1 protein-coding gene is annotated in these 2,241 nt (G+C 44.3%); it reads right to left on the reverse strand.

Features of this window, described 5'->3' with window-relative positions; genetic code table 11:
* Window positions 1-181: 181 nt before the first annotated feature.
* Window positions 182-1,798, reverse strand: a complete 1,617-nt coding sequence (locus tag CIK98_RS11980; RefSeq protein WP_141210532.1) for an AAA family ATPase — start codon at window positions 1,796-1,798, stop codon at window positions 182-184.
* Window positions 1,799-2,241: the final 443 nt, after the last annotated feature.

Raw genomic sequence — 2,241 nt, forward strand, 5'->3', positions numbered from 1 at the left:
TTTATTTGTACCTTTGCCATGCCTTGTTACGATTTTCGCTTGTTTTCTAATTGCAACACTAAGATAAGTGAAAAATCTGACACGGCAAAATCCTGGGCAACTTTTTGTTGCTCAGGAACTTATAAATAAAGTTAAATTATAGTGTTGCGGAATTAAGGATCACGTTTTTTGTATTTATACTTTACACACGAATTTTGAAACTCTCGATTTTGCAAGTGTGCAGCTTTGTTTCTCTGTCGTAATTGATTCCTACGAGTAGTATGTCGCCGGTGTATTCTGCAATCTTTGCGGGATATTGCTTGCGCTTTATCTGGTCGATGGCAGTGTCGGCCGTGTTGTTGAATTTGAGTTCGATGACGAGGGCTGGCTTGCTGACGTTGCGACGCGGAATCATCACCAGGTCGGCATATCCCTTGCCAGTGGCATATTCGCGGTGGATGACGTATTCATTTCTTGCCCATATATATGCTACTGTGAGCACACAAGCCAAGGAGTTCTCATCGTTGTAGGCGAGGATGCTCGTGTTTTCGTCGTGGGCAAGGTCGATGGCTTGTGCCACTGCATTCTCGTTGCCCGCGATGGTGGCGTCGAGAAGGTTGCGCGAAGCGGTTATTGCATCTGCAAGTCTTTTCCAGGAGGTGTCTTCCACTGCATTCAAGAGCTCGTCGGTTACCTCCTTGTTGGGCACGTAGCACTGCTGTTTTTCATCGTCGTATGCCAAGTAACCAAGGTGTATGAGCACTGTGAGAACATCGTTCTTACTCCTGACAATGTTCATGTCGTTCTGAAATTTTGAGGTGTTGACATACACACTCTCTCCCGACAACATACGGATGATGTCGTCCTTGAGCCCGTCGAAGTTCATCTGTATATATGTGATGACCGAGTCGTAGGCTCCCGTTGTAGTCCAGTAGCTTCGGCATGAGCCTCGTTGAATGGCTTTCATCACGGAATAAGGGTTGTAGATGGATTTCTCCCTGCCAATGCTATATCCGTCGTACCACATCTTAAGGTTGTCCATAGATGCGTTGTGTCTCTCTGCCAGCATCTTAACCTCGTCTTCAGTAAATCCGTAGCAAGCGGCAAGGAAAGCCGGGTCGATCATTGAATATTCGCAGAAATTGTTCAGTGCCGATTCGGTGTTGTATTTCTTTATGGGCAGGATGCCTGTGAGATATGCCCCGGCGAATACCTCGTCGGAATCCTGTGTCTTGAACAGACGGCGGAGCAGCATGACATATTCATCAAGTATGGTGGGTGTGACAGTATCAGGATCTCCCTTCATCTTCTGTCGCCCGGGGAACTCGCGGCAAATGGCGTCCCACTCGTCGATGATAAAGAAGAATTTTTCTCCTGTGGCTTGGTGGATGGAGGAAAGAACATCCATAAGGTCGGAGTTATTCTTGTATTTTACATCGGGAAAAGCCTCTTTAAGTTCATTTATTATCTCTTCCTGGATAACTCTCACGATGTTTTTCCTGACTTCCGGCCGTGCGGTGAATGATGTCACGTCGAGATAGAGCACATTGTATTTGTTGAGATATGTCTCGAACGACTTGTCCTGCTCAGCCTTTAATCCGCGAAACAGTTCGCGCGAGTCGCACGACTTGTCGTAATAGGCACAAAGCATCTTTGCCGCCATCGACTTGCCAAATCGACGGCAGCGGGTGACACAACTGTACCGGCTCTCGGAGTTTAGATTAGCATTTATCAGCGGTATCAGCGATGACTTGTCAACATATTCGTGAGACACGATGTCTCTGAAAGCTTTATTACCTTTGTTTATATATGTACCCATGTTTTTCTGACTGTTGCAGGAGTGATATGCCCACAATTCGGGAACAAAGATAGTGCAAAAAATCGATTTAGCGAAGAAAAAGAGAATAAATTATCTTTTTTGAGCGTAAGATTTTTATTTAAATCGAAGACAAAAACACAATTTGCAAAGATAAGAATTGCAAATTGCAACCATATTTTATTTTTTTTGTTGAGATGCAGCCTATCTTATCTAAAGATAACCTGTAAGAGCAGAGCAACCCCTAAAAGCCATGAACCCTATTTCAGTAATATTCTCGCCCCCAAACCCCTCGGTGTTTTCTGGTATTAGATTATTTACTCAACTTTCTGAAGTGATAATTCCCAATGTATAAGGGGTTTATTTAAACCACAGAGATAAAGAGGAAAAGAGATTTTTGTTTATATAGAGTAGGTCGCAAGCGACGGAGAACACAGAGCCTTCGG

This window comes from Prevotella sp. P2-180 (assembly GCF_002251435.1).
Lineage (GTDB): Bacteria > Bacteroidota > Bacteroidia > Bacteroidales > Bacteroidaceae > Prevotella.